This is a genomic window from Hymenobacter jejuensis (assembly GCF_006337165.1).
In the GTDB taxonomy this organism is placed as follows: Bacteria; Bacteroidota; Bacteroidia; order Cytophagales; family Hymenobacteraceae; genus Hymenobacter; species Hymenobacter jejuensis.
In genome coordinates, this window is sequence record NZ_CP040896.1 from 4,831,798 (window position 1) to 4,844,386 (window position 12,589).

The following is a 12,589-nucleotide window of genomic DNA, read 5'->3' on the forward strand; positions in this document are numbered from 1 at the left end:
AGCCGGCCCGCCTCCAGAGGAAGCGGGCCGGTCAGAAAGGCAAATATTTCTTACCTATTAACGTAAGTCAATGACTTTCACGCCTTTATACTTTGACTTGTCGAAAGTAAAAGTTGCCGCCGTTACGGGCGGGTTCGGCACGAATTTCTTGATGGTGAACGTGTAGCGGTTGCCGTTCTTTTTGAACATTTTCCAGCTCTTCACCGATTTGTCAGCTTTGCTAACCGACAGACGGACTTTGAACACAGCATTGTTGCGGTCTTCCGGCGACAGTTCGATCACATCGCACAATTCGCCGCCTTCTTTGGCTTCCTGCACATACGTGTACTTGTAGCCCTTCTTGTAAAGCGTATAGATCTGTGAGGGCGAAACTTCCTCTTCGTCAGGCTCATAATCCGAGATATTAACCTCGTTTTCAGCCTTCATATACGTCCAGAGCGTCGTGCCATTGTTGATGATTTCCTGGCCTTTCATCTTCAGCCGAAACTTCTGGCCGCTCACGGTGATGTCGCCGGTAAGGTTCTCCTTCACCTTCGCAGCGTCGTTTTCCAAAGTCTGGGTAAAAGATGCATTAAAAGCCTTGAGTGCCTGATACTTAGCGCTCATCTGGTCGAGAATTTTACCGGCTTTGGGGTCCTGCTGCGCCGGAGCGGAGTGCGCCAGTGTTACCGAAAACGCAAGCAGGGCGAGAATTTTTTTCATTTTGAAAAAGGTGGTGGAATGGAGCGTAGAGTACTGAGACGTGAGAAGAGTAACAAGGTTTCAACGAGCTTCATTCCAGTCGGAAACTAGACTTTTCTCCGATGTTTTGGTACTCAAGCTTAACTTTTGGGCAGGCTATTCAATAATTGCTCCAAACTGTACTCGTCCGGAATCAAAACCTCGCGAGCCTTGCTGCCTTCAAATGGCCCTACGATGCCGGCGTGTTCGAGCTGGTCGATTAGGCGGCCAGCGCGGTTGTAGCCAAGTTTCAGGCGGCGCTGCAACAGCGAGGTGCTGCCTTGCTGGTGCGTAACGATCACGCGGGCCGCTTCCTCAAACATCGAGTCGCGGTCGGCGGCGTCGAAGTCTTCACTGCTGCTGTTGCCGCCGTCTTCGCCGGCTACTTCAGGTAGTGCGTAGGCTTCGGGGTAGCCTTGCTGCTCGCCCACAAAATCGCAGAGGCGATCGACTTCGGGCGTGTCGATGAAGGCACATTGTACGCGAATCAGGTCAGAACCGGCTGAGAACAGCATGTCACCCTGTCCGACCAGTTGGTCGGCACCGCCGGTGTCCAGGATCGTCCGCGAGTCGATCTTCGACGTCACTTTAAAGGAAATCCGACACGGGAAGTTGGCCTTAATGATACCCGTAATTACGTTTACCGAAGGCCGCTGCGTAGCCACAATCAAGTGAATGCCGATGGCACGAGCCAGCTGCGCCAATCGTGCGATGGGCGTTTCCACTTCTTTGCCCGCAGTCATCATCAAGTCGGCTAACTCGTCGATTACCAACACGATAAACGGCATGAAGCGGTGGCCTTTCTTTGGGTTGAGGCGGCGCTCCACAAACTTGCGGTTGTACTCTTTCAGGTTGCGGCAGCCAGCATCCTTGAGCAGGTCGTAGCGCCGGTCCATTTCCATGCAGAGCGAGTTGAGCGTATTTACCACCTTTTTGGTATCGGTGATGATAGCTTCTTCGGTATCAGGCAGTTTGGCCAGAAAATGGCGCTCAATCTTATTGAAGATGCTGAGTTCCACCTTCTTCGGGTCAACGAGCACAAACTTCAGCTGCGAAGGGTGGCGCTTGTACAGCAACGAGGCCAAGATCACGTTGAGGCCCACCGACTTACCCTGGCCCGTAGCCCCGGCCATCAGCAAGTGCGGCATTTTAGCCAAGTCGGCTACGAACACCTCGTTGGTGATGGTGCGCCCAAACGCGATGGGCAGGTCCATTTCGGTGTTCACGAACTTATCCGTGTTGAACACCGAACGAATGCTCACCATCTCTTTTTTAGTGTTCGGTACCTCAATGCCAATGGTTCCCTTACCCGGAATCGGCGCGATGATGCGAATACCTAACGCGGCCAAGCTCAGCGCTATATCGTCTTCCAGGCTCTTGATTTTGGAAATGCGAACGCCTGCATCCGGCACAATCTCATACAGCGTAACCGTAGGGCCGATAGTAGCCTTGATGCTGGCGATGTTGATGCCGTAGTGGCCCAACGTTTCCACGATGCGGTCTTTGTTTGCTTCCAGCTCTTCCTTGCTGACTTGCGCCTTGGCGGCACCGTAGTCATTAAGCAATTCCAACGTAGGATACTGATAGCGAGGCAGATCCAGCGTAGGGTCGTAGTTGACCGTGGGCATCGCTTCGCTATCGTCGTCTTCGGCAATAGCAGCCATGTCGGCGCCCGCCGAAGGGTCGAGTTCGTCGGTGGTCGTTTCGATTTCCAGGGCGGGCGTAGGCACTTCACGCAGGACGGAGGCAACCGGCGCTGGTGCATTGGAATCGGCTAGATCCGCCAAGGAAAGCGGTGTTGGGATCCGCGAAGCAACCGGTGCAACAGGCTCAGGCTCAGCTGCGGGGGCTTCGATTGAAAAGCTCGGACCAGTGCTGGCCACTGCTCCTGTCGCTGCCATAGTTGCAGCAGCGCTCAGAGGTGCGCTCGCAGCCGACGCGACCGTAAGCGGCACGCTGGCCGATGCAGCTATGTTATTGGCTACCTGATTGTTAGCAACGCTGCCGTTATTTGTAATGGGTAGCTGATCAGATGGCTCATCTTCGCTCAAGCTGGGTTTGCTGACAACAGGTTGAGAACGAGAGGGTTGGGCAACTGGGCCTACCCGGCGCACGGTCATGCCCATTGCGTCATCCTCTTCTTCCTGATCGAGTGAGGCGGTGGGGTTGGCATTGTGGTTTACGCCCAAGCCAGCGTGTTCATACAGATCTTTCTCGTTTGAAGTAGGCGCAGGAGCCAGATCGTCGTCCTCGTCGGCGCTGCGGCGCAGGTTTAGGGTTGTAACGTTGAAGAAGAAAACAACGAATGAAATCAACAGAAAGGCAAGCAAAAGCACTGTACCCCAGCCAATTAGGCTATCGAGCCACAGCGCTGCTTCGTAGCCCACGCCCCCACTGAGGAAGTCGAGGTTGTGCGCCAGAATTGGGTCAGCATCGGGCGCTTCCAACGTGAGCACCAGATAGCCCATCAGCACACTCAACCACACCATTACAAAGAGGCACAGCGCCAGCACGTAGCTAATGGACACGTCGGCGCGGCGGAATACAATCTTGTACCCCAGGAAGAACACCACGGGAATGACTGCGAAAGCAGCCACTCCGAAACCCTTGTAAATCAGGGCTTGCGCGAGCATAGCGCCAATCAGCCCCAGCCAGTTGCCCGATTCCTGGCCGGCTTCTTTCACCGGCGTGCTGCTTACGCTTTCCACCACGCTTTGGTCGGCGTGTCCGGTGAACAGGAACGACACAAACGCGATGGTGAGGTAAATAGAAGCCAGCAGGAAGAAGAACCCGAGGAAAAGCTGAAAACGCCGATCGCGCAAGAAAGAAAACGCCCCGCGCAGGGAAGGCAGTTTCAGAGGGCGGCGCGGAGCTTTCGGAGCCTTTGTCGTTTTGGGTTCGGTCCGGCGAGGCTCGCGGGGAGCTTCGGCAGCCGGCTTCGGCTGATTTCGTACCGGCCGCGGCTCGTTGTTGCGGCTCGGAATCGGAGAATCAGGTTGTTTGTAGGTATTATTCTTAGCCATTCTTGCACACCAAAAGGCCAAATTTAGAGATTTCTGGCAGTTTCTGCCCTACCGCAGCCCCCGGCTTGGGACTCGACGAAGGCACTACTTCGTAAAGATACACGCGCCAGTACGCCGTCCTAGCCGAAAACACGCCCCGCAGCTGCAATCCGCTGCGAGCCGGGGCTTGCAGCTGCACCGCCGACAGCACATACCGCCCGCCTAAGCGCTGAAAAGCTGCGGCGTCGAAGGCCCAGTCCTGCACTTGCTGATGCTGGCGGGCGCTTACCCGAAAATTTCTTCCCAATTCAGCTGAAAAAAGATAACAACGGTTGCCCCAGTCGTCGAAGTATGTGCGTAGCGCGGCATTTTTAGCCAATTCGCCCGCGATCAGGGGCCGAAATTCGTGCTTGTAGGCCAGTGGGTAGTTATTTTGGTAGCTGTCGAGAGTATAGAAACTGTTGAGCTGGGCCACACTGGGCGGAAACCCTAAACACGCTACCCGATACAACGCCGGCGGGCCAGCATTCTCCATTGTATAGCGTTGAATATCAGCAAATAACGAAGGCGCAACATACGCCTGATAATTTGGCTCGTCGGGCAGCGGCCGGCCGGCCAGTTCGCGCAGGTTGTTCAGCCATTCGGCATTCATTCCCAGCCCGATCAGCAATTGCAGCGCGATAAAAGCTGCCTGTAACTTCCGGCTCGTCAGCCAGCGCAGGCTGAGCACCAACACCACAAACCACAACAAAGGCGTCAGGAAGTGGAAGCGGCTGAGGTTGAAGGTGCGCAACGGCGGAATGACCCGTTGCAAAGAATCGGTGATTTGCTGCGCAAAACCGCAGAACAGCGCCACGACAGCCAGCGCTACCAGCAGCGGCAGCACCTGGCGCAGCACAGCCCGGCGCTTGGCAGCGGGCGTCAGCAGGAAAGCGGCGCCTACGGCAAGTACTGCCGCGCCGCGGAAAAAACGGCTGGCGTGATAATGACCCGTTACGAAATACAGAAAAGCACTTTTGAGCTGTGCCGCGAGCGTTTGCGGACCGAGTTTACCCAAATCAAATTCTACGCGGTGCGGCACGAACTGCTTGGCAATCAGCAAGGAATACAGCAGCGGATATTCAACTACTAAGTATAAGATGGTCAGGAGGGCCATGCCCAGCAGCACGCGCTTGCTGATGCCTCTCCCCTGCTGCCAATCCCAGAGCAGCAGCCCGGCCAGCGCTACGAGCACAAACGGCCCCACAAACACAAAAAACGACCACAACGGAAACCCTGCGATCAAGGCCCAATCGGTCCAGCGGCTGCGGCCTTGGCGCAGGTTGAGAAAGGCCAGCAACAACCAAGGCTGCCCCAACACTGACATGCCGTACATCGAGTACACCGGCAGCACAGCCCACGCCAACGCCAAACCCGCCGCTAACGCCTTATCATTGTCCCGCTTAAGAAAGTGAGCGCGCAGCAGCGCATACATCCCCAGCAACGCCAGCACTCGCACCAGTGCCTGGTGCACTAAGTAAGCCGGGAGCGGCTCCAGCAACGCAAATACTGCCACCGTCACGCTCAGGCCCGAGCGCATGGCGTTGCGCGGCAGGCCGTTCATAACGGGCGGCACCACAGCCGTCGGGCGGTAGTCGAGGGCGACGTGGTAGCGCGTGAGCAGGTACGGAATGCTGATCTCGGTATCGAGATTGTCGTCGATGGTAACGTAGCTGCGCTCCCGCAGAATAGCGAAAGGCAGCAAAAACAGCAGCAGCCCCAGCAAGGCCAGATGCAGCGGTTTGGAAGGCAAAGAAAAAGGAGACATACGGCAGAAGTTGGCGCAAAAGTAACGCCCTGCACCGCCGCGCCGGACCAAAGCTTTGTGCATAAACATAAGTATTTGACAATCAAACACTTATGTTTAAGCCTTAAAATTTAGCTCCGGGGATGAAATTCTGTGATGACCTGCCGCAGGTAATCGCGGTCGAGGTGTGTATAAATTTCGGTGGTGGTAATGCTTTCGTGGCCCAGCATCTCCTGCACGGCCCGCAGGTCGGCGCCGCCTTCGATGAGGTGCGTGGCGAAGCTATGGCGAAACGTGTGCGGGCTGATAGTTTTGCGAACGCCGGCTTTGCTGGCTAAGTCCTTGATAATGTTGAAGATCATCACCCGCGATAGCTTAGAGCCGCGCTTGTTGAGAAACACCACATCTTCGTGCCCGGGCTGAATGTCGAGGTGGGCGCGAATGCCGCTGAGGTAAAAGCCCAGATGCTTGAGCGCGTCGCGGCCGATGGGCACGAGGCGCTCCTTATTGCCTTTGCCCGTCACGCGCACAAAGCCTTGGTCGGCGTAGAGGTTGGAGAGGCGCAGCTCCGTCAGTTCCGACACGCGCAGGCCCGACGAGTACAACACTTCCAAGATGGCCCGGTTGCGGGTGCCTTCCGGCGTACTCAGGTCTACCGAATCCAGGAGTTGCACAATCTCTTCGTACGCTAACGTGTCGGGCAGCTTGCGGCCGATTTTGGGCGCTTCCAGCGTGTCGGTGGGGTCGATTGTGAGTAAGTCTTCCATGATCAGGAAGTCGTAGAAAGCCTTGATGCCCGACAGCGTGCGGGCCTGCGACGTGGCGCTCATGCCGAGTTCGCCCAGCCACGACAGAAAATCGCGCAGAATGCGCGTAGTTACTTGCTCCGGATTGGCGGCCAGCTTCGAGAGTTCTAAGTATTGGCGCAGCTTGCCGATGTCGCGCACGTAGGCTTCGACGCTGTTGGGAGAAAGGGATTTTTCGAGTTGGAGGTACCCTTCAAATTGTCGGATGCTGACGGACCAGTTCACATATCGGGGCTAAGGGCGGGCGGAAGAAGCCGCAAGTTTAACGACTGAAATTTTGAGCGGCCGTACGAAGCAGTAGTTTTCCGTGTTATTTCAGTGCGGCGAATCTTGCCGGCCTCCACGCTCCTACGTTTTTTAAGCCCTGCATATGCACATCCTTATCATCAACGGCCCCAACCTCAACTTGCTCGGCCGCCGCGAGCCCGGCATTTACGGCACGCGCTCCTTCGAAGACTACCTGCCCGAGCTGCGGGAGGCCTTCCCGAATCTGGAGTTGGAATATTTTCAGTCGAACCACGAGGGCGAACTCATCGACAAGCTGCACGAAGCCGGTTTTAAGCACCACGGCATCGTGCTCAACGCGGGCGCCTACACGCACACCAGCATCGCCCTGGCCGACGCCATTGCCGCCATCAATTCGCCGGTGGTAGAAGTGCACCTGAGCAACCTGGCCGCCCGCGAGCAATTTCGGCAGACGAGCCTCATCGGCAAGCACTGCATTGGCAGCATAAGTGGCTTCAAACTAGAAAGTTACAAACTGGCGCTGCATTATTTCGAAGGCACCCGACCCAAGCGGGTGGGCTTCAAAGTGTAGAGCCAGCAAGCTATATCTAGAGCTAAAACTAGCTCCCCTCCTTTTTTAAATTCCGCGCATCAAGCGGCGTGGGTTGGGGGTGGTAAAACCCGTAGAACAGGAACTAGTATTATGTTCTACCTCGGAGCTCCAACCACCCCCAGCCCCTCCTCAACTGAGGAGGGGAACTAGCTTCTAACTCCTGCACTAGCCTATAAGCCGCTTCGGCTATACTACCTTTGCCTCCTCAACCCGACTCGTCTTTCCTCATGTATACTTTCAATCCTGGCCCGTCCGCGGTTTATCCGGAAGTGCGCAATTACCTCACCGCTGCTTACGACGAAGGCTGGCTATCGGCACCGCACCGTGGCGAGCGGTTTACGGGGCTGATGCGCCAAACCATTGAAGAGCTAAAGAAAAAGCTCAATATCCCGCAAGATTACACGGTATTTTTCCTCAGTTCGGCCACCGAATGCTGGGAAGTGCTGGCCCAAAGCCTGACGCCTACCAAAAGCTTTCACCTCTACAGCGGCGCTTTCGGCGAGAAGTGGTACGAGTATGCCAAAGCGCTTCGGCCGGCGTGCACGGGCTACCCATTTGGCATCGACGAAGTGCCCGACGTGGCAGCCTTGCCCCTGCCCGACGACGAAGTAGACATGGTGTGCATCACCCAAAACGAAACGTCCAACGCCACCCAGCTCCGCGACGGCTTCATCCTGAACCTCTACAACCGCTTGGGCGGCGCGCTACTAGCCGTGGACGCCACTTCCTCGCTGGGCGGCGTTCAACTCAAATACATTAAGGCTGATGTATGGTTTGCGTCGGTGCAGAAATGCTTCGGGCTGCCGGCGGGCTTGGGCTTGATGGTGCTCTCGCCAAGAGCTGTGGCGCGGTTTCGCCAGATCAACGAGCGCTCGCATTACAACAGCCTCACGGCCCAGTACGAGAAGATGCTCAACTACCAAACCACGCACACCCCCAACGTGCTGGGAATCTATCTGTTGTACCGCGTGCTACAAGACCGGCAGCCGATCAAAACCGTGCACCAGCACCTGCTCGACCGCGCCACCAAGCTGTATGATTACTTCGACCAAGCCACGCAGCTTAAGCCACTGGTGCAAAACCCCGAAACGCGCTCGACTACCGTTATCGGCCTGCAAGGCCCGCCCCAGCTCATCGACGACGTAAAACGCCGGGCCTTGCAACTGGGTTTACAGCTCGGCAATGGTTACGGGAACTGGAAGCCAACTTCGCTGCGCATCGCCAACTTCCCTGCCATCCCCGACGCAGCTTTCGAGCAACTGGTGCAATTTTTCGCCAAAGAATACGCTTAAAAAGAATCAATCCAGATCATTATATAAGTAATTGATTGTCAATTACTTATATAATGATCATACACCACAAGTTTCTCCCGTGTTTTCACTCAAGGAAATATTTTCCGTTACGCTCACGCTGTTTGCCGTGATTGATATTCTGGGCTCCATCCCGATTATCATCCAGATTCGGCAGCGCGAGGGCCGGATTCACTCCGAGAAAGCCACGCTGGTGGCCGGGGTGTTGATGGTGGTATTTCTGTTCTTGGGGCAAAGCATCCTGTCGTTGTTTGGCGTTGACTATCAGTCGTTTGCCTTGGCCGGCGCTATCATCATTTTCCTGATCGGCATGGAGATGATTTTGGGCATCGAGCTGTTTAAAACCGATTCGATGGCGGCCAGCGGCTCCATTGTACCCTTGGCATTTCCCCTCATCGTGGGAGCTGGCACCATGACGACGCTGCTGTCGCTGCGGGCCGCTTACTCGCTGCCTAACGTGCTGGTAGGCATAGGCTTAAACCTAGTGTTTGTATACGTCGTCCTGAAAAGCAGCGCCTGGATTGAGCGTAAGCTGGGCAAAGCTGGCGAGGACATTTTGCGGCGCGTGTTCGGCGTGATCTTGCTCGCCATTGCTATCAAACTCTTCAAAACTAACTTCTTCGTCTCGTGAAAAGCCGCGGTTAGCCAGAATCTTAGCGAAGGACGAAAACAAGCGTGGCAGATAGTAGTATCTGCCCGCGGCATGACAGCTCATTAAATTACAATTCATTTTGATTCAGCTCTTTACCGACGGCTCTTCGCGTGGAAACCCCGGCCCTGGAGGTTACGGAACCATCCTGCGTTTTGGCCGCCATGAGAAAGAAATTACGCAAGGCTTCCGCCTGACTACCAACAACCGCATGGAACTGCTGGCCGTGATTGTGGGCCTGGAAGCAGTCACCAAACCCGAAATCCCGATTACCGTGGTCACTGACTCGCGCTACGTGGTGGACGCGGTGGAGAAAAAATGGGTGTTTGGGTGGGCCAACAAACCCGATTTTGGCAAGAAAGCCAACGAAGATCTGTGGCGTCGTTTCCTGAAAATTTACCGGCAGCGCACGGTGCGCTTTCACTGGGTGCGCGGCCACAATGGCCACCCCGAAAATGAGCGCTGCGACCAACTGGCCGTGTGGAGCGCCGAAAATGGCCCGTTGCTAATTGACGCTGGCTACGAACAGGAACTTCAAAAGAAGTAACTCATGAAAAGCCGCTACACTTTGTTGATCAGCAGTATAGGCTTGATAAGCGCCTGTCAGCAGCAACCCGAGCGCAGCTCTCCCGGCACCGCTAAAAGTGTACCGCTTGAGCAGGCCAGCTCGTGCGCCTGCCCCGCCGACGTGCCCGTCTCGGAACTGAAGCCCGATACGCTTTTTGCATTCAGCAACGGCCAGGTGGCTTCGGTGTGCGGCTCAAAGGAGACAATAGAAAACCGCGTTCTGTATTCGGAGTTTGCCGTATCGTCGTGCCAGTCCAGCAAAGTGCTGCATTACTGGGACTTGCGCGAACAATGCCAGCTTGTATTCCAGAACGATACGCTGAGCGTCAATACCCTGAAGTACTTGCCAGTGGGTAAAAACTTCAAATACGAGTTCGTACCGTTTAAAATTTACCTCTTCTTTCCGAAGCAGGATCAGGTGGGCCAAACGGCATTTTTGAACCACAACCTGCGCTCTTATTCGACTGAAGAGCAGGCACAGGTATTGCGGGCGTTTGAAAAGATGACCGGCAAAAAAGAGGGGCAAAAAATTGACATAGCTAATCAGCTGTTCGTCGCGGCCTTGTCCGGCAATTTGCAGGCGCTGAGCTATTTCCGCAAGCTGAAAGCAGACTTCCCGATCGGCGAAGAAACCTCCAAGGAATACTTCGCGCTCGAGCGGCTGCTACGGGATTGGCAGCAGGATGCAGTAGCAAAATAAATTTTCCGTGCCCAATCCCTATTTCAAGTTCAAACACTTCACCGTGCACCAAGACAGTTGCGCGATGAAAGTGTGCACCGATGCGTGTGTGCTGGGCGCTACCGCGGACGTTGAAACGGCTGCGCATATCCTCGACATTGGTACCGGCACCGGCCTGTTGGCTCTGATGGCCGCGCAACGAGCGCCCGCAGCGTACATTGAAGCCGTAGAAGTGGACCCGGACGCTGCTACGCAGGCCGCCGAAAACTTTCAAGCCAGCCCTTGGGCATCGCGGCTGCAACTACAACCGGTAAGCTTACAGGAATACGCTACCCTACACCCGGCCCTGTTTGATCATATTCTCTGCAACCCGCCCTTCTTTCGCAACTCCCTGCGCTCGCCCGATGCGGCCCGCACTGCGGCGCGCCATACCGCGCCCGATACCTTGCCCTTTTCGGAGATCGCGGCGTTCGCAGCACAACACTTAGCAGCGCACGGACAACTGACGGTGTTATTACCGCCGCCCGAAATGCAGCATTTTGAACGCGAAGCGGCAGCAGCAGGCCTGTACGCGGCACACCGGCTTACCTTGCACCACCGCGCCGGCAGCCGCGCCCTGCGTCATATTACCTCCTTCGAGCGGCAGCCGCAGCCATTAGAGCAGCAAGCCCTGGCTATTCACACCGAAGCAAGCGAAGCCTATTCGCCAGCCTTTCGGACGTTGCTACAAGACTTTTATTTGGCTTTTTAGCCTCCTAACGATATCGAAAGCAGGGTATTTATAACTACTTGATTATAAATACCTTACGGAACGTGTTCCTCTTCCTCGAAAGCGATGTCGTAATCCGCTGCTAATTCGGCCAGAATGGGTTGGTACAGATCAGCGTGCGTTGGGATCACCACGCCTCGCTGCCCGATATTGCCCCGCGTGAGTTGCCGCACCGCCATCCCGACCGGCAAACCTACCGTCTTGGCCATGGCTGTGTGCGTAGCATCATCGCCCAACACGACCAAAGAAGACGTACGGCGCATCGATCTGCCATCTGCCTGGTAATCAAACAAATGCTGCATGACCACCATGTCGCGGTCGCCGCTCTGCAATTGCCATTTCTCCGTGAGTAGGCGTTCGAGCAACTGCGCGGGGTTGGCATCGGATAAATGAACGGGTTGCTCGCTGAAAAGGCCCAACCACATAAGGCGCTGCATTTCCGCACCTTCGGGCTCGAGGCCGAGGTAAGCAGCTAGCCGAGTGGCTACGTCGGCGTTAGGGGTGGCGCTGGCCGGCAAATACGATTCTATCAGTTCCTGCCACGTCAGGGCGGCGCTGTTGCCCAGGCGCACGGTGTCGTCGGTCAGGCCGAGGCGCACCAATGCGTGCCAGGCCGCGCAGTAGCCCGGGCGGCGCAGCGTGCCGCGCAGAATCGTGGGAATTTCTTCGAGCCCATACGGCGCACGATAGCTCAGCGAATCGCGGTTGGCGTAGCCTTCAAATTGTCCGTATCCAGGCACATCTAACAACTCGGTACGGCGAAATAGCTGCTGATACGGGATGAATCGCGCATGTCCTTGCTCCAGATATTTGGCAGTGCTTTGGCCGGCTAGCACCACGTTACGCGGGTTCCAGGTGAACTTATAGCGCCACGGGTTATCGCCTTCGGAGTCCGGGGCCATCAGGCCGCCGCAATACGATTTGAACCCTGTCAGGCTCCCGCCCTGCGCTCGGATGTCGGCCAAGGCCGCCATGGCCGACATATGGTCGAGGCCGGGATCGAGACCACATTCCATCAGAAGGATGATGCCGGCGGCTTGTGCTTCTTCGTGCAGACTCCGGATTTCCTCCGAGACATAGCTTGCCGTGACCAAGTGCCGCCGAAACTGAACGCAAGCCCGTGCCACCGGCGCGTGAAACAGAGCCGGCAACATCGAAATGACCACGTCGGCCTGCTGCACAAGTTCCGACAGCTGCGCTTCGTGCTCTATCGCAAAGGTCACGGCGCGGGCGTACTCGGTATGCGCCGCCAGCACCGGGGCCAGATGCGCCGGGTTGACATCACCAACGGTGATCTGCCACTTTTCCAGCGGCGCGTACCGCAGCAAATAGTGCAACAAAGACGACGACGAGCGGCCAGCGCCCAGCAACAGAATGTTTGTCATGGTAGAAGCAGCGGTAAGCAACAATTGGGTGGTAAATAGGCTATGCGGACAAGCGCTACGGGTTGGTAAGGGGTGGCA

11 protein-coding genes are annotated in these 12,589 nt (G+C 56.1%); 6 read left to right on the top strand and 5 right to left on the bottom strand.

The annotated features are described in order from the left end of the window. Positions 1-57 precede the first annotated feature (57 nt). The 4 genes from FHG12_RS19910 to xerD form a co-directional block, all read right to left on the bottom strand. Positions 58-702, bottom strand: a complete 645-nt coding sequence (locus tag FHG12_RS19910) for a LolA family protein (RefSeq protein WP_139517454.1) — start codon at positions 700-702, stop codon at positions 58-60. 119 nt (positions 703-821) lie between these two features. Further along, complete coding sequence (locus tag FHG12_RS19915) at positions 822-3,743, bottom strand: FtsK/SpoIIIE family DNA translocase (protein ID WP_139517455.1); 2,922 nt, start codon at positions 3,741-3,743, stop codon at positions 822-824. After that, positions 3,736-5,529 carry a DUF6044 family protein gene (locus FHG12_RS19920; protein WP_139517456.1) on the bottom strand — a complete coding sequence of 598 codons (1,794 nt, stop codon included), beginning with the start codon at positions 5,527-5,529 and terminating at the stop codon, positions 3,736-3,738. The genes FHG12_RS19915 and FHG12_RS19920 overlap by 8 nt, the downstream gene beginning before the upstream one ends. 110 nt (positions 5,530-5,639) lie before the next feature. After that, a complete protein-coding gene (gene xerD / locus FHG12_RS19925; protein ID WP_139517457.1) occupies positions 5,640-6,539 on the bottom strand; it encodes a site-specific tyrosine recombinase XerD in 900 nt (299 codons plus the stop codon). Positions 6,540-6,684: 145 nt separating this feature from the next. Here xerD and aroQ point away from each other — a divergent pair, with 145 nt between their 5' ends. The 6 genes from aroQ (at position 6,685) to FHG12_RS19955 (ending at position 11,108) form a co-directional block, all read left to right on the top strand. Continuing rightward, positions 6,685-7,131 (top strand): type II 3-dehydroquinate dehydratase, encoded by a 447-nt coding sequence (aroQ, locus tag FHG12_RS19930; RefSeq protein ID WP_139517458.1) that lies wholly within the window; start codon positions 6,685-6,687, stop codon positions 7,129-7,131. Positions 7,132-7,379: 248 nt separating this feature from the next. After that, on the top strand, positions 7,380-8,444 hold the full coding sequence (locus FHG12_RS19935; RefSeq protein ID WP_139517459.1) for an aminotransferase class V-fold PLP-dependent enzyme: 1,065 nt from the start codon (positions 7,380-7,382) through the stop codon (positions 8,442-8,444). A gap of 79 nt (positions 8,445-8,523) precedes the next feature. Next, on the top strand, positions 8,524-9,093 hold the full coding sequence (locus FHG12_RS19940; RefSeq protein ID WP_139517460.1) for a MarC family protein: 570 nt from the start codon (positions 8,524-8,526) through the stop codon (positions 9,091-9,093). A gap of 100 nt (positions 9,094-9,193) precedes the next feature. Next, entirely contained in the window at positions 9,194-9,658 is a 465-nt protein-coding gene (gene rnhA, locus FHG12_RS19945; protein WP_139517461.1) for a ribonuclease HI, read from the top strand. A gap of 3 nt (positions 9,659-9,661) precedes the next feature. Beyond that, positions 9,662-10,378, top strand: coding sequence for a hypothetical protein (locus FHG12_RS19950; protein WP_139517462.1), 717 nt, complete (start codon positions 9,662-9,664; stop codon positions 10,376-10,378). Positions 10,379-10,385: 7 nt separating this feature from the next. Next, positions 10,386-11,108 carry a tRNA1(Val) (adenine(37)-N6)-methyltransferase gene (locus FHG12_RS19955; RefSeq protein ID WP_230471213.1) on the top strand — a complete coding sequence of 241 codons (723 nt, stop codon included), beginning with the start codon at positions 10,386-10,388 and terminating at the stop codon, positions 11,106-11,108. Between the two features lie 53 nt (positions 11,109-11,161). Here FHG12_RS19955 and FHG12_RS19960 read toward each other — a convergent pair whose 3' ends face one another. Next, positions 11,162-12,511, bottom strand: a complete 1,350-nt coding sequence (locus FHG12_RS19960) for a saccharopine dehydrogenase C-terminal domain-containing protein (protein ID WP_139517463.1) — start codon at positions 12,509-12,511, stop codon at positions 11,162-11,164. Positions 12,512-12,589 lie beyond the last annotated feature (78 nt).

Bases quoted from the DNA above. Each gene is read 5' to 3' on its own strand.
- aroQ (WP_139517458.1), top strand. From the start codon at position 6,685: ATGCACATCCTTATCATCAACGGCCCCAACCTCAACTTGCTCGGCCGC.
- FHG12_RS19960 (WP_139517463.1), bottom strand. From the start codon at position 12,511: ATGACAAACATTCTGTTGCTGGGCGCTGGCCGCTCGTCGTCGTCTTTG.
- FHG12_RS19950 (WP_139517462.1), top strand. From the start codon at position 9,662: ATGAAAAGCCGCTACACTTTGTTGATCAGCAGTATAGGCTTGATAAGC.
- FHG12_RS19935 (WP_139517459.1), top strand. From the start codon at position 7,380: ATGTATACTTTCAATCCTGGCCCGTCCGCGGTTTATCCGGAAGTGCGC.
- FHG12_RS19915 (WP_139517455.1), bottom strand. From the start codon at position 3,743: ATGGCTAAGAATAATACCTACAAACAACCTGATTCTCCGATTCCGAGC.
- FHG12_RS19920 (WP_139517456.1), bottom strand. From the start codon at position 5,529: ATGTCTCCTTTTTCTTTGCCTTCCAAACCGCTGCATCTGGCCTTGCTG.
- FHG12_RS19910 (WP_139517454.1), bottom strand. From the start codon at position 702: ATGAAAAAAATTCTCGCCCTGCTTGCGTTTTCGGTAACACTGGCGCAC.